The organism is Leclercia sp. S52, from assembly GCF_039727615.1.
Lineage (GTDB): Bacteria > Pseudomonadota > Gammaproteobacteria > Enterobacterales > Enterobacteriaceae > Enterobacter > Enterobacter adecarboxylatus_B.
Window position 1 is genome coordinate 2,295,045 of record NZ_CP152474.1, and the last position, 20,152, is coordinate 2,315,196.

Annotated in this window: 16 protein-coding genes and 4 pseudogenes; 17 read left to right on the top strand and 3 right to left on the bottom strand. The window is 54.6% G+C overall.

What is annotated here, in order from left to right; translation table 11 throughout:
• The first annotated feature begins 18 nt into the window (after positions 1-18).
• The 3 genes and pseudogenes from AAHB66_RS11045 to AAHB66_RS11055 all read left to right on the top strand — a co-directional run bounded on the left by AAHB66_RS11045 (position 19) and on the right by AAHB66_RS11055 (position 3,498).
• Positions 19-759, top strand: coding sequence for a response regulator (locus AAHB66_RS11045; RefSeq protein WP_347116268.1), 741 nt, complete (start codon positions 19-21; stop codon positions 757-759).
• Positions 756-2,057, top strand: coding sequence for an ATP-binding protein (locus AAHB66_RS11050; protein ID WP_347116269.1), 1,302 nt, complete (start codon positions 756-758; stop codon positions 2,055-2,057). Before AAHB66_RS11045 ends, AAHB66_RS11050 begins: the two co-directional genes overlap by 4 nt.
• Before the next feature lie 249 nt (positions 2,058-2,306).
• A pseudogene (locus tag AAHB66_RS11055) lies at positions 2,307-3,498 on the top strand (cytochrome c biogenesis protein/redoxin).
• Here the strand turns inward: AAHB66_RS11055 and tam are convergent.
• On the bottom strand, positions 3,499-4,260 hold the full coding sequence (tam, locus tag AAHB66_RS11060) for a trans-aconitate 2-methyltransferase (RefSeq protein WP_347116270.1): 762 nt from the start codon (positions 4,258-4,260) through the stop codon (positions 3,499-3,501).
• 84 nt (positions 4,261-4,344) lie between these two features.
• Positions 4,345-4,932, bottom strand: coding sequence for a GDP-mannose pyrophosphatase (locus AAHB66_RS11065; RefSeq protein WP_347116271.1), 588 nt, complete (start codon positions 4,930-4,932; stop codon positions 4,345-4,347).
• Positions 4,933-5,019: 87 nt separating this feature from the next.
• Here AAHB66_RS11065 and AAHB66_RS11070 point away from each other — a divergent pair.
• From AAHB66_RS11070 to AAHB66_RS11135, 14 genes and pseudogenes are all read left to right on the top strand, one after another.
• Positions 5,020-5,776, top strand: a pseudogene (locus tag AAHB66_RS11070) (DeoR/GlpR family DNA-binding transcription regulator).
• A 147-nt stretch (positions 5,777-5,923) separates the two neighbouring features.
• Positions 5,924-6,238, top strand: a complete 315-nt coding sequence (locus AAHB66_RS11075; RefSeq protein ID WP_347116272.1) for a helix-turn-helix transcriptional regulator — start codon at positions 5,924-5,926, stop codon at positions 6,236-6,238.
• Positions 6,239-6,258: 20 nt separating this feature from the next.
• Positions 6,259-7,096: pseudogene (locus tag AAHB66_RS11080) on the top strand (HipA domain-containing protein); the annotation flags it as partial.
• 65 nt (positions 7,097-7,161) lie between these two features.
• Positions 7,162-7,497, top strand: coding sequence for a hypothetical protein (locus AAHB66_RS11085; protein WP_347116273.1), 336 nt, complete (start codon positions 7,162-7,164; stop codon positions 7,495-7,497).
• 359 nt (positions 7,498-7,856) lie between these two features.
• Positions 7,857-10,424 carry an autotransporter domain-containing protein gene (locus AAHB66_RS11090; RefSeq protein WP_347116275.1) on the top strand — a complete coding sequence of 856 codons (2,568 nt, stop codon included), beginning with the start codon at positions 7,857-7,859 and terminating at the stop codon, positions 10,422-10,424.
• A gap of 129 nt (positions 10,425-10,553) precedes the next feature.
• Entirely contained in the window at positions 10,554-10,985 is a 432-nt protein-coding gene (locus tag AAHB66_RS11095; RefSeq protein ID WP_347116276.1) for a YeeE/YedE family protein, read from the top strand.
• Between the two features lie 10 nt (positions 10,986-10,995).
• On the top strand, positions 10,996-11,412 hold the full coding sequence (locus tag AAHB66_RS11100) for a DUF6691 family protein (protein ID WP_347116457.1): 417 nt from the start codon (positions 10,996-10,998) through the stop codon (positions 11,410-11,412).
• Between the two features lie 150 nt (positions 11,413-11,562).
• Positions 11,563-13,080: an EAL domain-containing protein gene (locus tag AAHB66_RS11105; RefSeq protein WP_347116458.1), complete on the top strand. Its 1,518-nt coding sequence runs from the start codon at positions 11,563-11,565 to the stop codon at positions 13,078-13,080.
• Positions 13,081-13,186: 106 nt separating this feature from the next.
• Positions 13,187-13,822 (top strand): glutaredoxin 2, encoded by a 636-nt coding sequence (gene grxB / locus AAHB66_RS11110; protein ID WP_347116277.1) that lies wholly within the window; start codon positions 13,187-13,189, stop codon positions 13,820-13,822.
• 106 nt (positions 13,823-13,928) lie between these two features.
• Positions 13,929-14,702 (top strand): isocitrate lyase/phosphoenolpyruvate mutase family protein, encoded by a 774-nt coding sequence (locus AAHB66_RS11115; protein ID WP_347116278.1) that lies wholly within the window; start codon positions 13,929-13,931, stop codon positions 14,700-14,702.
• Positions 14,689-15,006: an Ada metal-binding domain-containing protein gene (locus AAHB66_RS11120; RefSeq protein WP_347116279.1), complete on the top strand. Its 318-nt coding sequence runs from the start codon at positions 14,689-14,691 to the stop codon at positions 15,004-15,006. The genes AAHB66_RS11115 and AAHB66_RS11120 overlap by 14 nt, the downstream gene beginning before the upstream one ends.
• Positions 14,990-15,893, top strand: a pseudogene (locus AAHB66_RS11125) (methylated-DNA--[protein]-cysteine S-methyltransferase); the annotation flags it as partial. The gene AAHB66_RS11120 and the pseudogene AAHB66_RS11125, both read left to right, overlap by 17 nt.
• Before the next feature lie 82 nt (positions 15,894-15,975).
• Positions 15,976-16,836, top strand: coding sequence for a diaminopimelate epimerase (gene dapF, locus AAHB66_RS11130; RefSeq protein WP_347116280.1), 861 nt, complete (start codon positions 15,976-15,978; stop codon positions 16,834-16,836).
• A gap of 248 nt (positions 16,837-17,084) precedes the next feature.
• Positions 17,085-18,335, top strand: a complete 1,251-nt coding sequence (locus tag AAHB66_RS11135) for an MFS transporter (RefSeq protein WP_347116281.1) — start codon at positions 17,085-17,087, stop codon at positions 18,333-18,335.
• A 102-nt stretch (positions 18,336-18,437) separates the two neighbouring features.
• Here the strand turns inward: AAHB66_RS11135 and AAHB66_RS11140 are convergent, their stop codons facing one another.
• Entirely contained in the window at positions 18,438-20,144 is a 1,707-nt protein-coding gene (locus AAHB66_RS11140; RefSeq protein ID WP_347116282.1) for a LeoA/HP0731 family dynamin-like GTPase, read from the bottom strand.
• Positions 20,145-20,152: the final 8 nt, after the last annotated feature.

Genomic DNA, 20,152 nt, shown 5'->3' on the forward strand with positions numbered 1-20,152 from the left:
GATTAACAGGAGCTTAGGGTGGAGACAACCGATCACATTCTTGTCGTCGATGACGACCGGGATATCCGCGAGCTGGTCGTCGATTACCTGCTGAAATCGGGCTATCGCGCTACCGGCGCCGCCAACGGCAAAGAGATGCGCGCCGTGCTCGATAAGCAGGCTGTCGATCTGGTGGTGCTGGATATCATGATGCCCGGCGACGACGGACTGACCCTGTGCCGCCAGCTGCGCAGCGGCCAACATAAAGATCTGCCGATTTTGATGTTGACCGCGCGCCACGACGACATGGATCGCATTCTGGGTCTGGAGATGGGGGCGGACGATTATGTGGTCAAACCCTTTGTGGCGCGTGAGCTGCTGGCGCGGATCAAAGCCATACTGCGCCGCTTTCGCACGCTGCCGCCCAACCTGCAGGTGACCGAAGCCGGGCGGATCATCGCCTTTGGTGACTGGCAGCTCGACACCAGCGCCCGTCATCTGCTGGATGCCACCGGCACCATCGTGGCGCTGAGCGGGGCCGAGTACCGTCTGCTGCGGGTGTTTGTCGACCATCCCCAGCGCGTGTTAACCCGCGATCAGCTGCTGAATTTCACCCAGGGCCGGGACGCGGAGCTGTTCGAGCGCTCAATCGATCTGCTGGTCAGCCGGGTGCGCCAGCGGCTGAATGAGGATGCGCGCACCCCGCTGTATATAAAAACAGTACGCAGCGAAGGCTATGTCTTTTCGATGCCGGTGAGCATTCTTGAGGCTAAAGAGTGAGGCTCTGGCCGCGTTCGCTGCATTATCGTCTGCTGCTGATCGTCCTGGTGGGGCTGCTGTTAGCCAACGGTTTGAGCCTGACTCTGGTGATGGCCGAGCGAATGAGCAGCGTGCGCAACGTGATGCTGGGCAATCTGCAGGACGATGTCTCAACCAGCGTGGCGATTCTGGACCGGCTGCCTGCGAATGAGCGGGCGCAGTGGCTTCCACGCCTCGACCGGGATAACTATCACTACGTGCTGGGCCCCGGTGAGCCGGGCGCTCCGCCCGCTGACGCCCGTTCGCGGGATGCGGTCCGTACGATAACGGAGAGCCTTGAGACCCGGTATCCGCTGCGCTTCACGGCGGTGCCGGGCCCGGTTTCGCATATTCAGGCGCACCTGACGCTGCGCGACGGCTCGCCGCTGACGCTGGATCTCACCCCGCGGATGCCGCCGGTCGCCCGCTGGCTGCCGGTAGTGTTTATTATTCAGCTGCTGCTGGTGGCGATCTGCGCCTGGCTGGCGGTGCGCCAGGTGGTGCGTCCCTTTACCCGCTTTACCCGGGCGGTCGATACTCTTGAACCCGCCAGCCCCAATCCGCTGATCCTCACCGAGCAAGGCCCGCTGGAGGTACAACATGCTGCGCGGGCATTTAACGCCATGCAGGACAGGATCCAGACCTCGCTGAAGGAGAGGGCGCAGATCCTCGCCGCCATCTCCCATGATTTACAGACGCCCATTACCCGAATGCGGCTGCGGGTGGAGATGGCCGACCAGCCGGAGCTGCGCGACAAGCTGACCCAGGATCTGGACAGCATGACCCGGCTGGTACGGGAGGGGATCGACTATGCACGTTCGTCCGGGGTATCGCCCGAGCCGGTGCGCAACGTCGATCTCTATAACTTTATTGATACGCTGGTCTGTGATTACGCCGATACCGGCAAAAACGTGCAGTTTGTCGCGGCCCGAACCGCTTTGCCCTTGGCTACCCGCCCGCAGGCGTTGCACCGGATCCTCACCAATCTGCTCGATAACGCCCTGAAGTTTGGCGATGCCGCAGAGGTGAGGCTGACGGTGCACGACGAAAGGGTGCTGATCGCCGTGGAGGATAACGGCCCGGGTATTCCGGAGAACGAGCTGGCGGCGGTGTTGCAGCCGTTTTACCGGGTAGAATCCTCCCGCAACCGGGATACCGGCGGCACCGGGCTGGGGCTGGCGATTGCCGCTCAGCTTACCGCCCAGCTTGACGGCCAGTTGCAGCTGGCGAACCGGTCAGAGGGCGGACTTAGCGCGCGGATTACCTTGCCGGTGGTGTGAACTGCCGGGTGGCGGCTGCGCCTTACCCGGCCTACAAAACCCTTCCTTTGACCTTGTAGGCCCGGCAAGCGTAGCGCCGCCGGGCAGTCAGGCCGCACTCAACCCACCATTTGTACCGCACTGTATCCCCGCGCTAAACGAATACACCACCTGACAAAACCCCCAGTTTCCCACACATGCCAGACACTCCACCACGCTTTAATAGCCTCACTGCAATCGTCGCAGCCAACCGCTTTAGTGAGGTGTGTTATGTTTCTCGTGATCGCATTTTTAGGGGGGCATGGTCAGTCTGCTCAGCCCCTGTACGCTTCCCGTCATCCCGCTGCTGTTCGCCGGTTTTCGCGGCCAGAAGCGCCAGCTTATCGCCATGCTGTTCGGGATGGTGATCATGTTTACCCTGGTTGCCAGCCTCATCACCGTCGCCAGCGACTGGGTGGTCAGCGCCACTCTGGTCGGGCGCTGGATCGCCCTGGCGCTGTTGAGCCTGGCCGCGCTGGCCCTGATCTTCCCAGCCTTTGCTCAGCGCATCGCCGGGCCCGCATTACGTCTCGGTAACGCGCTCAATACCCGTAGCACCCGTACCGGAGGTCTGGCCTCGGCGCTGCTCGCCGGGCTGGCGGTCGGGCTGCTGTGGTCGCCGTGCGCCGGGCCGGTGTTGGGGGCCATTATCAGTCTGAGTATCGCAGGGCATAATCCGATCGATACCGGTAGCCTGCTGGCGGCCTACGGCAGCGGCTGTGCGGTAATGCTCGCGCTGCTCGGCTTTAGCGGGCAGGCGCTGATTGCGCGGCTGAAAACCAAATCAGGGCTGATGGACGGGCTGCGAAAAGCGGCGGGTGTGGCGATGCTGATGTCGGTGGCCTTTACCGCGTTTGGTCTGAACAGCGTCTTTCAGGGAGCAAACGGCGTGGCAGACCGCCTGGAGAAGACGCTGCTGCAGCTGGCGCCGGAAAGCCAGCCTCAGCCGACCCTCCAGCCGGTCACGCAACCGGTCACCACCAGCGCCATGCCGTCGCTTGAGGGTGGCACAGGATGGCTGAACGGCGAGCCGGTTACCCCGGCGTCGTTAAAAGGCAAAGTGGTGCTGATCGACTTCTGGACCTGGGACTGCATCAACTGTCAGCACGCCCTGCCGCACGTTCGCGAGTGGGCCAATAAGTATCAGACCCAGGGGCTGGTGGTGATTGGCGTACATACCCCGGAATATCCGTGGGAAAAACCGCTGGCGTCGGTGCAGCAGGCCATCAATAAATGGCAGCTCCCGTACCGGGTGGTGGCCGACAACAACTACAAAATCTGGACGGCCTTCGGCAATCGTTACTGGCCGGCGCACTACTTCTTCGATGCCAAAGGTCAGCTGCGTTACGCCTCTTTCGGGGAGGGGAATAACGACAGGCAGGAGCAGGTGATCCAGCAGCTGCTGAAAGAGGCGAAGGCGTAATTAAGGTACGCGTCTGGCGACGATAAACAGTCGCGGAAAGGCCAGCAGTATCTGCCCATTCTCCTGCAGCGGATACTGCTCTTCGAGCAGCTGATGATAGCGATGCAGATAGCGTTGTTGCTCGCGCTCATTCAGCTCCTGCAGCCAGGGACGCAGGCCGGTGGCGCTTACCCAGTCGATAATCGCCTGGTGAGAACTCATCTGGTGGTAATAGGTGGTGCGCCAGATATCAACCTCGCAACCCGCCTCGGTCAGAATATCGTAATAGGCATGCACCCCCGGCAGGGCCGCGCGGCCGCGATCCGGATAATCCTGTTCAAAAGCCACTTCACGCATCAGCACGTGGGTCGGTTCCTGAAAGTTATCCGGCATCTGGATCGCCAGCACGCCGTGCAGCTTCAGCAGCGAGACCAGGTGCGGCAGCAGTTCGTAGTGGTCATCCACCACCCACTGCAACGAAGCGTTGGCGTAAATCACGCTCAGGGCCTGTTCCGGACGATAGTGGCGAATATCGGCCTCAACAAACCGACAGCCCGGCAACGCCGCTCTGGCTTCTGCCAGCATGGCCGGCGACGTATCCACCCCGGTGATACGTGCCGAGGGCCATCGCTGCTGGAGCAGCGCCGTGCTGTTGCCTGGCCCGCATCCCAGATCGACCACATCGGTGACCTCATCCAGCGCAATGCGGGAGAGAAGCTCTAAGGCGGGGCGGGTGCGTTCTGCGCCGTATTGCAGATACAGGGCGGGGTTCCAGTCGGTCATGCAGGCATCTCCGGTTTGCTCTTTTCAGAAGTGTAGATGATGAGGTTTGCGGGGTGACAGAAATCCGTTTCTGTCGGTGCGATTTCACCAGAGGATCCTCTTCAGGGCCACGTGATACAGCAGCATGATGGTTTTGCCATCGACAATAATGCCGTCATCAATGGCCTGCAACGCCTGCCCGATGGGCCACTCCAGCACCTCGATGTCTTCACCTTCGGCCTCAATGCCGCCGCCTTCGCCGGTGCGATCCCCGGGAAGATACTCCGCGATGTAAAAGTAGAGTTTCTCGGTGACCGAACCGGGGCTCATAAAGGCTTCGAAGACCTTCTCCACGTGGTCGATCTGATACCCGGTCTCTTCTTCCGCTTCGGCTTTGATGCGCTTTTCCGGCGCCATGTTATCGAGCAGGCCGGCGGCGGTTTCAATCAGATAGCCGTCGTGACCGTTGATGTACACCGGAAAGCGGAACTGGCGGGTGAGGATCACCGTCCGTTTTTCGCGGTTATAGAGCAGGATGGTTGCGCCATTGCCCCGGTCATAGGCTTCGCGGTTCTGGCGTTGCCACTCCCCGTTACGGCGGCGTACGTCGAAGGTGTATTTTTTGAGGGTGTACCAGTCATCTGACAACGTTTTGCTGTCGAGAATGCGTACTTCTGCACGATTTGATTGCACGGTGCCTCCTGTTTTCGTAGAGTAAGCATCATAAACTGCACGTTCGTGCAATATCAAGATCAAACATGCAACTTCAGGAACCGACCCATGCTCACTCGTCAACGCAAACAGCTGATCCTCGAAAAACTGAATTCCGATGGGCAGGTGTTATCCAAAACCCTTAGCCTGGAGTTTGAGGTGTCGGAAGATACCATTCGCCGGGATCTGCGTGAGCTGGCGGCCGAGGGGCGTTTACAGCGGGTACACGGCGGCGCGTTGCCGGCATCAAAGGCGGTCTCCAGCTTTGCCGAACGCAGCAGCCTGGGCATTGAGGCGAAAAAGCGGGTGGCGCAGAAGGGCGTCGGGCTGATCTCGCCCGGCCAGGTGGTGATTATCGACGGCGGAACCACGACCACCGAACTGGTGCGCTGCCTGCCTGTGGATCTGCCTTTCACAGCGGTGACCCACAGCCCGGGCATTGCCCTGGCGCTGGTGGATTATCCCCTGGTGGAGGTGATCCTGATTGGCGGGCGCCTGTTCCGCCACTCGGTCGTCACGGTCGGCGCCGCGGCTATTGAAGGCATTGCGCATATCCATGCCGATCTGTTTTTCATGGGGGGTCACCGGGATCCATCCTGAGGCCGGGTTAACCACCGGAGATTATGAAGAAGCGTGCATCAAACGTGCATTTTCCGGCAGAGCCGCAGAAACGGTTGTGCTGGCGTCCCCGGAAAAAGTTAATACCGCATCGTCCTTCCTGATCGGCGAGCTTTCGCTGATTAACACCGTGGTGGTTGAACCGGACACCGACAGCCGTTGGGTGGACGCGGTGAGCCAGCAGGGGGTTTTGGTTGTGAAAGCGTGACTTGTGTAACTCCAGTATTGTGTGCCTTAATGCGTTTTTTCAGCGTTAATTATCATATTTTGTGTCTTAAGCTACATGGCGTAGTAATGGAAATAACTCTATAATATTGTGGGTTAACGTCAAAATACGCCGTTAAGGTACAAAATAATGGATTTAAACTTCAAAAAGCCTGATGAGATCGTTAAGTCACTTTGTGAGCGGCTACGCCAGGAGCGTATCCGACGCCAGTTTACCCAGGCCGAACTGGCGCAACGGGCTGGCGTAGGGGTGAATACGGTTTCAAACCTGGAGGCGGGGCGCAATGTCGGCTTTGAAGTTGTGGTTCGAGTGGCGATGGTGCTGGGCCTTACCCGGGAACTGGAAAACCTGTTTCTGCCGCAGCTGGAGAGCCTGGACGATCTTCGCCGCTTCGAAGCCAGCGCCACCCGTCAGCGTATAAGGAAAAGGAGTCATAATGCCTGATCGCGTAGAGGTTTATTACGAAGGTTCGGGAGGTGATGGAAGGCGAAGGCGGGGCATTTTTTACACCGGCTGCTGCAGTTGGGTGGTTCCCCGCAGGGGGCGAGACCCAAAGCCTTGCTGTATCGTGACACTGTCACTGGAAGATTCACGACGGTCCCTGCCACGAGCTATGAGCCATGGCTGATTAAATTTCCTGCCAGAGATGAACCTGCCGAAGTATGTGCCATTGAGATGGTTTATGCCCAGTGCCTGCGCGACTGCGGCATTGATACACCGCAAACAGAATATTTTGATCTGCCGGGCGGTTATGCGGCATTCGCCAGCAAACGCTTCGATCGGCAAGCCGGGATGCGGGTTCCGATGCAAAGCCTGGCAGCATTTACCGGGGCGGATTATCGTGCGCCGGGCGCACTGGATTACGCCACGTTTTTACGCGCCACGCAGTTCTGTACCAACGATGTGCGTGAGAAAGCGCGCGCCTTTGCCCGAATTGTCTTTAACGTCATCTTCAATAACCGCGACGATCACCCAAAAAACTTCGCTTACTTGATGTCTGCGGACGGGACATGGTCACTGGCACCTGCGTTTGATGTCACCTGGAACGAAGGCCCTGGTGGCTATCATCAGATGGATGTCATGGGCGAGGCGCTGAATATTAAGAAGCAGCATCTGCTGTGGTTGGGCACTCAGGAGGCGGACCTCAGTGAAGCGCAGGTAAACCAGGTTATTACGCGCATCGCCGATGTCGCAAGCGGGTTTTCCGTGTATGCCGAAGCGCTGCTTCCGGGAAAGATCACTCCGGCTACGCGACATGCCATGCAAAAGCAAATTGATGCGAACATCAGCCAGCTCCGTTAAACAGGAAGAGCGCAGCCGCATAGGCTACGCTTCAGCTAATGCGTGTTTAACAAAAGGACTGCGTAATGCTGCAAAAAATCAGCCTGATATCTCTCGCCTGTTTGCTGTTTACCGGATGTATGTCCAACGAGGGCACATCCCCGGAAGAGAAGAAGTTTCGCAAAGTTGAGGCCGCGGCCAGCGAGTGCGCCGAAATTGTGAAAAACCAGACCATCGAACTCACCGCCGAGGGGAAGGATGCCAACACCCGCTGGACGACCATAGAGTACGTGGCGTCTGACCAGCGCACCCGCACGGTGGAGTATCGCACCTCCTCGGTGCTGGATAACGGCGAGCCGGGCAAGGCCTGGCAAACCTGTATGTCGGACAAAAAAGCCCTTGTTCCTGAGTTGAAAATCTAATCTTCGGGCGGGAGTTGCACTTTTCTCCCGCCGATGAAACAAAATGTTAGTATCCTAAACATTATTTATATGGCGTTGACGATCTTGTTCTATTCATTCTTATAATCACAAAGGGTTATAAATATAATATCTGATTTATGCGGGCGGGTTGCGCGGCATAAACGGTCAAAAGCATTCATCGCATGAATCTATTAATATAAAAATTACACTTGCCTTATCTCTTTTTCAATTAGGGATTAAATCACGACCTCGTAATTAATATTACAAATGGCAGGCGGCAAGACTATTCTTAATTCATTTTTATTGCGTAAAAATCTCCCCGGAAATTCACATATCAGAATCATCCTGGAGAATTACAAATGCGCTATAAGACTCGCCGCACCCTGTTGTCAAAATGCATCCTGTTATCGCTTACGGCTTTTTCCGGCTACGCCTTAGCTGGAGACTGCTCAACAACCAGTGCGCCAACCAGCACCTGCGGTTTCCAGAGTACCAATTATCATGGTCCTAATGGCACCGAGACCTGGGCAGTCAACAATAACGGCACCGCATATATCAATGATGCTAATACCAACAGCACCGGTAACGGCAATGACGCCGTCTACCTGTGGGATAACAAGCAGGAAGACACCCAGTCACTGACCGTAGACGGCACCGACATGAGCGGGACGTTTATTCAGGCTAATTACGGTGGTACCAAAAATATTACCCTGCAGAACGGTGCGACCACCGACATGATTGAGGGCGGGAATAACGCCCCGGGCGACAACGGCAGCTTTAATATTGATGTCAATAATTCCACGCTGACCGGCGAAAATGACAATGTTATCTACGGTGCGGCATCGCATGCGAAAACCTATATGGGCGGGGCGGCTATTTTTGTTGACTCCGGCGCCAATGAAGGCAACAACACCGTCAATATTGAAAATGGCAGTACCCTTGGCGGCGCTATTTATACCGTAACCGGCGGGGATAACACCATTAATGTTGCCGGGAACAGCACGGTTAACGGCGCTATTTATGCCTTCACTAACAGCAATAACGCCATTAGCGTTGATAACAGTACCGTGACGGCAAATGAAACTAACGCGACGCTGCAGGGGTATTTTGAAGGCGCTTATGCAGGCAACGCGGACGCAGCCAGCATTACCTCGGCGCTTCAGGGGCAAACTGTGGCGATGGGTATCTATGGTCAGCAGGCGTCCACCGTTGCGCTGACCAATGGCGCGACGGTAAATGGCTCCATTGCCGTTGTCGGGGATGGCTCCTCCACATCCACGGCGCAAATATCCCTCGATAGCAGCACCCTGAACGGCAATATTATTACCGCCGATGAAAGCAGCACCACGGTGCAGCTGAATAACTCGACGGTGAACGGCGATATTACCACCGGGGCAGGGAACGATACGGTCGTGCTGACCAATAACTCCTCTGTGACCGGCAACGTGGATGCAGGCACCGGGACAGATGAGCTGTCGATGGATGCAAACAGCACCATCACCGGTAAAATCAGCGGATTTGAGACGGTGAACACGACGTCGGATAACAATATCGATATCGATAAGTTAAACGACAATACCGGCTGGACTATCCAGAATGGCTCCCGCCTGGTAGCGGATACCACCGGCAGCAATGTCCAGGTTGCGATGACCTCCGACAGCACCGTTGATTTTGGTAACGTCACCGGGACCAACAACAGCCTGATGGTGACCCAGATTTCAGCGTCTACCCTGAATCAGAAAAACGTCCAGATTGCGACATTTTCTACCGCCGGTAACCCGAACGATGCCGTTGAAGCTCAGTTCAGCAACGGTTCACAGCAGGTTGAAAGCCGCAGCGGCGCCTACAACTACAATGATTCCCTGACCATTGCCCAGGCGGCGCAGCTGAGCAAAAGCGCCGGGCTGACTGCCACACCAAACGCGTACAACGTGCTGCTCGACAGCTCTCGCGGTGAACTCGCCAGCGATGTTCAGGGTGCGATTGCCGGTCTTGACGCCGCCAAGCAGGCGGGCCGCATGGTAACGGACGATCTGGCGAACCGCCTGGATCAGGTTCACCTGCAAAACCTGTATGGCCATACCGCCGATGGTGCGCAGCTGTGGGGCGACTTCCTCTATCACCACGGGGATTACAGCGACGACGTTGATTATCAGGACATCACCCAGGGCGTGCAGGGCGGCGTGGACTGGACTACCCACCTGGCAAACGGCGACAGCCTGACCGGCGGCGTGGCGCTGGCCTGGACCCGCAGCCGCGACCAGAGCAATAGCGGCGGTGCTAACAGCTTCAACGATACCGTGTATGGCAACTACTACAGCCTGTATGCAGGCTGGCAGCAGGCGCTGCACGACAACCTGTGGGGCATGTTCGTTGACGGCAGCTTCAGCTACGGCGATATGCGTTACTCGATGTCTGCGAAGAACAGCAAAGAGGACACCAGCGGCATGACCGAAGCATTAAGCGGCTCCGCGGATGGCAATCTGTACACCACTCAGCTGCGTACCGGTGTCAACGTCATGCTGCCGGGCGAAACCGTCCTCCAGCCTTATGCCACCTTAGGCTGGGATAAAGCGGAAGAGAAAGGGTTCTCTGATAAAGAGCTGACCTTCAGCGATAACCAGGTTTCGCAGTGGAACACCAGCCTGGGGATGCGCGTCACCACCAAACTGGCGGATCTCAACAAGAACGTCGAGCTCTATCCGTGGGTTGATGCCCGTTACCAGACCGAGTTTAGCGATAACACCGACATTAAAGCGGCGGATTATCACAACACCAGCGGTCACAATACCTCGATGGGTATCTTCGGCGCGGGTATTAACACCACCATCGGGAACAACTTCTCCGTTAATACCGGTATCTACTTCGGTACGGGTGATGTGGATAACGATGCCAGCGTACAGGCCGGTCTCAGCTATCAGTTCTGATTCAGTCTGACTCAACCAAACGGCAGGGATCTCAGGATCCCTGCCGTTTTTTTTGCCTTTTGCAGCAGGGTCCGGCGTAGACTATCCATACTTAATATGACCTCTATTGCCCACAGGCAGGAGTTGACCATGACGATTGATTTCTCACACTTTACGCCCCTGAGCAGTCTCGGCGGCGGGCTGTTAATTGGGCTGGCCGCCATAATGCTGATCCACTTCTGTGGGCGCATCGCCGGGATCAGCGGCATCGTGGCGGGTATGCTGACGAAAAAGACCCGAACAGAAGGGTGGCGAATGGCCTTTTTAGCCGGTCTGATTGGCTCGCCGCTGCTGTTCTCCCTGTTTTTCCCCTTACCGGAGATCAACGTCCAGACCTCCTGGCCGATGATTATCGTGGCCGGTTTGCTGGTGGGCATTGGGTCACGTCTGGGATCCGGGTGTACCAGCGGGCACGGCGTCTGCGGGCTGTCGCGTTTTTCTAAGCGCTCTCTGGTCGCCACGCTGACCTTTATGGGTGTGGGCGTTGTTACCGCCACGCTGATCGGTTTCTGGCTGGGTTGAGGAGGGGATGATGCTAAACATTACCGCGTTTGTGTGTGGCCTGATTTTTGGCGTGGGCTTGCTGGTCAGCGGGATGGCAAACCCCGGGAAGGTGCTTAACTTTCTGGATCTGTCTCAGGCCTGGGATCCCTCTCTTGCCTTTGTAATGATAGGGGCGATTGCGGTGGGGATCGTCGGCTTCGCACTGGTCAAAGGCAGAAAAAGGGCCATTTGCGGGGTGCCGATCCTGTTGCCGGAGAATAACGCCATAGACCGTGCGCTGCTGGTGGGCGCCATTCTCTTTGGTCTGGGCTGGGGGCTGGCGGGCATTTGCCCCGGGCCGTCGCTGGTGTTACTGGGGTCGGGCGTCGGAAAGGGGCTGCTGTTTACGCTGTCGATGCTCGTCGGTATGGTGCTTGTTAACCGGTTCAGGCGCACTTCTTCATAGCGATTCATCACGCTTTCCTGCTGTTTTCTGGGTAAGTTTTTGCGGGAGCATGGTTATTTTATATTTTGTCGATCATGCTCTCTGTAAAGCAATAATCAGGCACTTAAGATGCCGCCTGCGTAGTTACCTTCCCTTATCCAGGATATGTCGATGCGCAATGCCTTTATTCCCGCCCTGACTGCGGTGGCGATGTTTCTGATGGGTGTTTTTATTCTCAATACACAGCTCTGGTACTCTGCGCGGGTAGACAGTCAGGCAGGCGCGCAATACGCCGTAAAAAATATGGATATCATTCTTGATGAGGCCCGTCTCGCCACCCGTACATCGATGCGCATGGCCGAAAAAGAGTGTGGTCCGGAAGAGCAGTATCAGCTTGGTACCGAGGCGGCTCTGCAACCGCATCTCAGGACTATCATCATTCTCAGAGAAGGCAAGGTGTGGTGTTCATCCCTGCCGGGTAACCGCGTGCTGCTGGTCAACGTCGCCGGATTGCCCGATTCGCCGCTGTTTCTCGCGCCGGCAAAAAGCACCGTCAACAATCGTCCCGTTCTGTTATATCAGACTACCGTGGCGGGTAATCGAATTATGGTGACCATCAGCGATCGGCATATCCGCGATGCGCTGGATATCTCCTATAAGGGTCTGACCTATTCACTCAAAGTGGGCAATGCCGTTCTGGGCATGACCGGGGATGTCACTACGGTAGCGGACAACTCTACGGGACAGGTTGCGGCCACAGAATATCCCTACAGTATTGAATACAATGCGCCTCCGTTGTTCAGCCTGCACCGGCTGATTGACCAGGGCGGGGCAATGTTACTGTTTTTGATGCTTATGTCCTGCCTTGCGGCCTATATCCTCAATAAATACCTGAATAAACATACCCCGCCGGAAGAGGCGCTCCGCTGGGCAATTACGCTGGGTGAGATCGTTCCGTTTTATCAGCCTGTCGTCAATGGCAAGGAGGGAACCCTGCGAGGGGTTGAAGTCCTGGCCAGATGGAGGCATCCAAAAGAAGGATTCATTTCTCCGGCGGCATTTATTCCGGTCGCGGAAAAATCAGGCCTGATCGTGCCCCTCACGCAAAGCCTGATGAAGCAGGTTGCTGCCGATATGAATGCCATTGCCAGTAAGCTTCCGGAGGGCTTTCATGTCGGCATTAACTTTAGTGCTTCGCATATAGCGTCACCCGCCTTTGTGGAAGATTGCCTGAAATATAAGGACAGCTTCAGCCGCCCCGATTTAAATCTGGTTATTGAGGTGACGGAGCGTGAGCCGCTGGATATTGATGAAAACCTCGTGCAGACCCTGAACATTCTGCATGAGAACGGCTTTGCCATTGCGCTGGATGATTTTGGTACTGGCTATTCCGGGCTTTCGTACCTGCACGATCTGCATATCGATTACATCAAAATTGACAAGAGCTTTGTGGGCCGGGTTAATACGCATGAAGACTCGACCCGGATCCTCGATTCCGTGCTGGATCTCGCGCGAAAACTCTCTATCAGCATTGTTGCCGAAGGGGTGGAGACGCGGGAGCAGCTTGATTATCTCAACCGGAATAACATCACCTTTTTGCAGGGGTACTATTTCTTTAAGCCGGTGCCTTTTAAGGAGCTGATTATGATCCTGCTGTCCAAGCCGAAAGTCCGGGTGAGGGTGGAATAATTTGCTGGTGGATAACATAAACCCTACCAAATTTAGTCTGGAAACCCGGACCCCATTTGCCAGATGCTGTGTGGCGTTATCCCGTTTAAGTTGAAAAGAGAATGCTATGAAATTATATGTGTATGAGCATTGCCCGTTCTGTATCCGCGCGAGAATGATCTTCGGCCTTAAAAAGGTGCCTTTCGAGCTGGGCGTGATTATGGAAGGCGATGTCGAAACGCCAACCCGTATGGTGGGCAAAAAGGTCGTGCCGATCCTGGAGAAAGAAAAGGGCGTTTATATGCCGGAAAGCATGGATATCGTTCACCATGTTGACCAGCTTGACGGCGCGCCGGTTATTTCGGGGGAATGCGATCCGTTCATTGAGGCCTGGTGTAAAGAGAATACGCGCACCGTATTTAACCTGGCGATCCCGCGGTTTACCCGGGCCGATTTCAAAGAACTCGCCACGCCCGCCGCGCGCGAAGCCTATACCCAGCGCGAGATTAACGCCTTTGGCGATCTGGATACGTTGATGGCCAACACCCAGACCTATATCGATACGCTGTCGGCGGAGCTCGGTAAAATCGAGGCCTGGTTGAGTGCACGCAATCCTGTCAGCATCACCGATTTTTATCTCTTCCCGGTTCTCAATTCGCTGACGATTGTGAAAGGCTTCCCGTACACAGAAGCGCTGCGCGGTTATCTGGATCATATTTCCACGTCCTGCAACGTCCCGCTGTTTACCGACAAAGCATTATAACGGCAAGGGGGGGATGCCCCCTTAAAAAATGGTTGTCCGATTTTCGGTTGTGAGGCGATCGTCGAATACCCTAGATTCATCCTGTACCTTATTACAGGAGACAATCATGACCTTTGCTGAACTTCACCATCAGGACACACCCTTACTTATCGCGAATGTCTGGGATGCGACCAGTGCATTAGCGGCGCAACAGGCAGGTTATCAGGCTCTGGGGACATCAAGCGCAGCCATTGCCGCGATGCTGGGTTACGAAGACGGAGAAGCAATGTCTTTTGACGAATTGCTCTATATTGTCACGCGTATCAGGTCCGTCAGTAATCTGCCCTTAAGCGTTGATGTCGAAGCCGGGTTTGGCAGTAGCGCGTATGAGATAGCGGAGCACCTTAAGCGTCTGGTGCAGACGGGGGTAGTGGGGATAAATCTTGAGGACAGTAGCGTCGTTAACGGCGTCAGACGACTTGATGATGCGCTGGCATTTTCCGGGGTTCTAAAAGAGATCCGCACCCGGTTGAACGCCGGGAATCATCACTTATTTCTTAATATCCGTACCGATACCTACCTGCTTAATCATGAGCAAGCGTTGCAGGAGACGCTATTGCGGGGCCGGCTCTACGAAGCTGCGGGCGCAGACGGGCTTTTTGTTCCATGCCTGACGTCAGAACAGGAAATTAAGATCATTTCTGAAGAGCTTAACCTGCCGTTAAACGTCATGTGCATGCCCGACCTCCCTGCGTTCGGGAGACTGAAAACAGCCGGTATAAGCCGTATTTCCATGGGGAACGTTGTGCATTCAGCCATGCAGTTGAAGCTGAAAAATGCGCTGCAGCTCATCCAGTCGCAACAATCATTTGCCGGGGTCTTTGTTGATGAAAGTGCTTGATATTAAGCAGTGCGATCTCTGGTATCAGGCATTGCTTGAACGTGATTCCGGGTATACGGGGGTATTCTACGTTGGTGTCAAAACGACAGGGGTATTCTGTATTGCGGTATGCCGGGCGCGGAAACCGAAACGTGAAAACGTTGAGTTTTATAAAGATTTTAAATCTGCTCTGGATGCCGGTTATCGCCCCTGTAAAGTGTGCCGACCTACTGAAAATGCCCACAGCGCGCCATTGTTCATCGAACAGGCGCTCGAGCTTGTTCGCGCGGATTCGAAAACCCGGATAGCGGAAACCGAAACGTGAAAACGTTGAGTTTTATAAAGATTTTAAATCTGCTCTGGATGCCGGTTATCGCCCCTGTAAAGTGTGCCGACCTACTGAAAATGCCCACAGCGCGCCATTGTTCATCGAACAGGCGCTCGAGCTTGTTCGCGCGGATTCGAAAACCCGGATAAGCGATACAGAGCTTCGTAAGCACGACATTAGCCCCGAGCGGGTGCGGCGCTGGTTTCTGCAAAACCACGGTATTACCTTCCAGGCCTTTCAGCGAATGCAGCGGGTTAATATTGCCCTGCAGGAGTTAAAAGGGGGACGTAACGCGACCGATGCCGCTTTTGACAGTGGTTACGAATCCTTAAGCGGTTTTGGCTATACCTGTAAGCGTCTTACGGGCGCCGCGCCAACCGAACAGACCAGGGTGATCGTTATTCACCGTTTCACAACCCCCCCTTGGCCCCATGTTTGTCTGCGCCACGGAACGGGGAGTTTGTCTGCTGGAATTTACCGATCGTCGTATGCTGGAGACGGAGTTTCGCGATCTCCAGCGTCTGTTGAAGGCGAGGATCATGTCCGGGGAAAATAGCCATACCCGTCAGGCGGTGAAAGAGATTAATGAGTACTTTTCCGGTACGCGCCAACGGTTTGATCTCACGCTGGATGCGCCCGGTACTGATTTTCAGCACGCCGTCTGGCAGGCGTTACGCGAGATCCCTTACGGTCAGACATCGTATTATCAATCCCTTGCCGGAAAGATTGAAAAACCTGCTGCCGTGCGTGCAGTGGCTGCGGCAAATGGTGCCAACCGGATAGCCATTGTTATTCCGTGTCACCGGATTATTGGTAAAGAGGGGGCAATGACCGGCTACGGGGGAGGTATAGCGCGTAAAGAATGGCTTATTGAACATGAACGAAAACAGCGTTCACTTTTTTTGTCCCGTGAGCTGAAAAATACGGTAATGTATTTGTTAAATAATCACATTCAGAACGCTATTCATGACGCCTTTGCTATTTCATAAATATCACGGACTCGGTAATGATTACCTGGTATGCCACCGTACTGTCGCAGAACAGCTGAGCATCGAGCAGATTCGTACCTTATGTCATCGCCATTATGGTTTTGGATCTGATGGGCTGCTTATTGACAGTGGCGATCGGCACAATCCCACATTGCGCATTATCAATCCGGACGGTTCAGAAGCCGAGAAAAGCGGTAACGGTCTGCGCATCTATGCCCGATATCTTTTCGATATCGACCGCGTCGGACACGAGCCCTTTTTAGTGCATACCGCGGGTGGGGATGTACATTGCCGGGTTCATGAAGATCCTCATCAAATCACGGTGGAGATGGGGCAGGCGAATTTCAATCCGGCGGCATTGCCCGCTTTGATTGATCGGCCCGAAGCCCTGAATTTTCCCCTGAAGCTGGCAAAGGAAACTCTTCGGGTTTCGCTGGTCTCAATGGGTAATCCACACTGTGTTGTGCTGGTGGATAAGCTCGATCTGGCGCTGGTTCACCGCCTGGGGCCGCAGATTGAAAATCATCCTCTGTTCCCCAGGCGCACCAATGTCCAGCTGGTGGAAGTTGTGGATCGCAATACGCTGCGTATTGGTATCTGGGAGCGGGGCGCCGGATTTACAATGGCATCCGGCAGCAGCAGCTGTGCCGCAGCCAGCGTAATGCGCAAACTGGATCGGGTCGATAACCAGGTCAGCGTGAATATGCCGGGTGGGCAGCTGCAGATTACCTTCCATGATGATTTCCAGGTCAGCATGCGTGGCCCGGTACATAAAATTGGCAGCCTGACGCTGGATGAAGACTGCTTTGCTGGTGGGTATAACGCCAGCAGAGTGTAAATCTTCTCAGGCCGGCAGCCTGCAACGGGTTGCCGGTCGTTTTAGTATTAACTACCGCATTCTGTGGCCTGAGTCATCCTTTCCCTTATATTTCTCTGCGACCCATAGGCCTCACATCATAAGTTGGCAAATTATACATATATTTAACATTTGTATTGCAGCTGCCGGTGAATAATCTTATTAATATTTAGACGCTTATCATTAATAGCGATCCGATATGTTAATAAAAATAATGATTAGGATAACTTATGACGACAAAACCCGCCGCTGAATTTAATGCGGCTCCGGGGCTATTCCAGACGCTAAAAACGTTCCCGGCGACTGTCCATGCGCTGCTCTTTTTTACCTTAATTGTACGTTTTAGCTATTTTATGGCCTGGCCGTTTATCACAATTATCATGACGCAGAATTACCATATGTCGCCGATTGCCATTGGCCTGGCGATGACCAGCAGCGCGCTGATTTCAGTGGTGCTCGGTATGTATGGTGGGCAGATTTCGGACAGGTTAGGGCGTCGGATCATTCTTCTGCTGGGCTGCGGCTTTTCTGCCGTGGGATATATCATTCTGGCGCAGGCCACCGGGATGGGGCTGTTTATTACCGGTCTGATGATCATCGGCGTTTGCTTTGCGTGGGTGGATCCCCCGGTGCGTGCGCTGGTGAGCGATCTGCTTGGTGACCGGCGTCGCCGCGCGCTTGCCCTGCAAATGCGTTACTACCTGATCAACGTCGCGGCGGTGTTTGGCCCGCTGGTTGGCATCGTCTTTGGCCTGACATCTCAGAAGGGAACGTTCCTGATCACCGGGCTGACCTATCTGCCATTTTTCGTCTACGTGCTGCTGTTTATCCCGGCGGGTAAACTGCTGAGCGAAGAGCAGGGCGGCGGTGCGCCGGCGGTTAAGCTGCACCAGGTAATGGGGATTATCGCCAGGGATAAAATCTACATTGCGGCGCTGCTGTGCAGCATTTTGTGCAGCGTTGTGTTTATCCATTACGAAGCCGTATTACCCCAGTACCTGATACTACTCGACAGCAACGCGGCGGTTAAGCTGATTACCCTGATACTGGTGACCAATGCCTGCACCGTCCTGGTGTTTCAGAGCTTTATTATGCGCTTTCTGGCACAGATCAGCCTGCCGGGACGCATTCTTTTAGGCGGCTTAATTTTCGCATTCTCGCAGCTGTGTCTCTTTGCCACATGTTCGACAGACGTTTGGGCATGGCTGACGGTCACCGCCATATTTAGCATGGGGGAAGCGATTCTGATGCCGAACCTGAACATCTTGCTCGATCAGCTGGCTCCGGCAGAGCATCGCGGTGCTTATCTGGGTGCCTCAACCTTGACGACGCTGGGGGTCGCAGTCGGGCCATTAATCGGTGGCGTGATGCTGGCCATGACCGGAGCGGGCGTATTTATCTGCACCGCATTATTGAGTCTGCTGCTGTGCGCGATCATTAATGTCTGCAGGACCAGGATGTTGGTGCGTCTGCAGGATTAAAAGGTCCAATACCTTGAAGAGCAGCTCCGTTGAAACGGAGCTTCGGTCTTCACCCTATAAAGGCCTGCTTGTATAAGCAGGCCTTTATTAACTCACCGCGGTTCAACCATCAATGCGAACGAATTCGGCCTCAATCAACTCTCCTGCTTCACGCCATTGCTTGAATTCTGTACGCAGTTGCGTCTGGGTCGCGATAGCATTATGAACCTCATCGGCATCCCTTTTCAGAGCAGCAAAATCCGGGAAAAAGTTCGCCTGGAAAGTCTCGCTGTTAATCATCGCCAACAGCTCTTCTCGCTGAGAATTAAGGTTATCAACAATGTCCTTAATCGCCATACGAAAGGTTTCTTCTCGCTCATAACGCTTGTAGGTATCGTACGCCTCCAGAACCAGGCCAGCGATTGCAAGCACACCATTGATATTTTTCGCAAGGTTGACAGCCCCCCAGGGTTTGAATTTAAGTGCCTTACTCAGATCCAGACCCAGCGTTTTTGCTGCCGTCACAATCCCATCCCGGGCTGCCAGTACACTGCCGTTATTGATAAAATTGCCTTTGATGACGTAGCTGACACCTTGTTTGCCAAAATTGACAACAGTACTGTTGAAGTGAGAGATTTCCGTATTGAAGCTCAAACGCATGCGGCTTAGTTCCTGGCTTACCCCGCTTAGCTGGCGATCAAATTCATTTTGAAGGCGGGTGGTCACCATTACTCCCTCATTGCCTATTTCACGTTCATAAAACTCGGCAAATGTGTCCAACGTCAGGCCCTGGGCACGCTGGATCAGCCCGGAAAAATAACGCGAGATAAATTCACGAAGGTCACTTCTGGCTTCACCAATTTGCTGGGAAGCTCCATTTAGCTGGCGTGTCAGGTTATTACTTACTCCCGTCAGACGTTCAACCTCCTGCCCGAGGCGATAGTCATTTTCTACGGCAACGGGTAATTCTTTATGCAGCACATCCAGAATCACGCTTTTGCGGGTCTGCTCGACAATCTCTCCAGGACCACCGCTTGCCTGAATTTTCTGGGTAGTAGCCTGCTGTAATGTTGCGATGTGCGAAGCCGCTTTGAACTCTTCCAGACGTTCTAACCAGTAGTCTGTGCCCATATCAAAGGGGTTTGCAGCTACAGCCACGATACTCAGTGCCGCCGCTTCGGTATCATTTAACCCAATAGCTTCACGCAATCTGCTCTCAACGTTGTTACGCTTAATCTCAAGGTTGAGGGCATAGCTGGATTCGTCCTCTACATCTGCCACTTCGTCGAAACGGCTTAGTACAAAAATGGTACGAGGTAAAAGATCTAGGGTTCTGAACAGCCAGTTGAGATCTTCTTTATGACTGTCCTTAACTGGGTTAGTCGAGTTCATCACGTACAACACCAGATGCGCTTCGCTGACGTATTTCCGGGTGATGTCTTTATACTTTTCCATAGCCTTAAGATCAGCGTTGAACTGCTCCTTAAAGCCGAATAATCCGGGGGTGTCTATCAGTACGAAGTTGTCATCCACTTCGTAGACCTTTACCTCGTTAGAGGATTCCTGCTGGCTGATATGCATGCTCGCCCTGTCCAGGCGTTCCATCCAGGCTGCGGCAATCGATGTTTTGCCTTCAGAGAATCCACCAATAAGGGCTATTTTGAGTTTGCCGCCAGCGATATCTCCGACCTGGAGTTCAAGTTTTTTTACCAGGGAAGGATCTATATTGACACCCAAAGCCAGACCCTGTTCGAGGAAGGTACGCAGCTTTTCCAGCAACGTCACAGCGTTTGTTTTCTGATTTAAAAAGATCTCTAAAGTAGATTGCATGATCCTGT

Excerpts from the sequence above, each read along its gene's own strand:
- AAHB66_RS11085 (WP_347116273.1), top strand. The coding sequence starts at position 7,162 with ATGCTGCAAAAAATCAGCCTGATATCTCTCGCCTGTTTGCTGTTTACC.
- tam (WP_347116270.1), bottom strand. The coding sequence starts at position 4,260 with ATGACCGACTGGAACCCCGCCCTGTATCTGCAATACGGCGCAGAACGC.
- dapF (WP_347116280.1), top strand. The coding sequence starts at position 15,976 with ATGACGCCTTTGCTATTTCATAAATATCACGGACTCGGTAATGATTAC.
- AAHB66_RS11105 (WP_347116458.1), top strand. The coding sequence starts at position 11,563 with ATGCGCAATGCCTTTATTCCCGCCCTGACTGCGGTGGCGATGTTTCTG.
- AAHB66_RS11075 (WP_347116272.1), top strand. The coding sequence starts at position 5,924 with ATGGATTTAAACTTCAAAAAGCCTGATGAGATCGTTAAGTCACTTTGT.
- AAHB66_RS11115 (WP_347116278.1), top strand. The coding sequence starts at position 13,929 with ATGACCTTTGCTGAACTTCACCATCAGGACACACCCTTACTTATCGCG.
- grxB (WP_347116277.1), top strand. The coding sequence starts at position 13,187 with ATGAAATTATATGTGTATGAGCATTGCCCGTTCTGTATCCGCGCGAGA.
- AAHB66_RS11095 (WP_347116276.1), top strand. The coding sequence starts at position 10,554 with ATGACGATTGATTTCTCACACTTTACGCCCCTGAGCAGTCTCGGCGGC.
- AAHB66_RS11135 (WP_347116281.1), top strand. The coding sequence starts at position 17,085 with ATGACGACAAAACCCGCCGCTGAATTTAATGCGGCTCCGGGGCTATTC.
- AAHB66_RS11090 (WP_347116275.1), top strand. The coding sequence starts at position 7,857 with ATGCGCTATAAGACTCGCCGCACCCTGTTGTCAAAATGCATCCTGTTA.
- AAHB66_RS11120 (WP_347116279.1), top strand. The coding sequence starts at position 14,689 with ATGAAAGTGCTTGATATTAAGCAGTGCGATCTCTGGTATCAGGCATTG.
- AAHB66_RS11100 (WP_347116457.1), top strand. The coding sequence starts at position 10,996 with ATGCTAAACATTACCGCGTTTGTGTGTGGCCTGATTTTTGGCGTGGGC.
- AAHB66_RS11140 (WP_347116282.1), bottom strand. The coding sequence starts at position 20,144 with ATGCAATCTACTTTAGAGATCTTTTTAAATCAGAAAACAAACGCTGTG.